Source organism: Streptomyces sp. URMC 123 (assembly GCF_051386515.1).
Taxonomy (GTDB): Bacteria; Actinomycetota; Actinomycetes; order Streptomycetales; family Streptomycetaceae; genus Streptomyces.
Genome location: NZ_JBPQTV010000780.1, coordinates 1 through 257 on the forward strand (window position 1 = coordinate 1; position 257 = coordinate 257).

1 rRNA gene is annotated in these 257 nt (G+C 58.0%); it reads left to right on the plus strand.

The features are described 5' to 3' along the window. A 23S ribosomal RNA gene (locus tag ACSNOD_RS31985) occupies nt 1-257 on the plus strand; the annotation flags it as partial.

Consider the following 257-nt stretch of genomic DNA (forward strand, 5'->3'; position numbering starts at 1 on the left):
CGAAACTGGATGAGGCCAAACCAGTCACGTGTGATACCCGGCAGGGGTTGCGTGGTTGGGGTTGTGGGATCTCTCTTGATCAATCTGCCGGTTGGTCGACGAGTCAGAAACCGTATGGATAGGCGAAGGGCATGCGAAAGGCCCGGCGTAGAGGGTAAGACCCCCGTAGCTGAAATCTATGCGGCTCGTTTGAGAGACACCCAAGTAGCACGGGGCCCGAGAAATCCCGTGTGAATCTGGCGGGACCACCCGCTAAG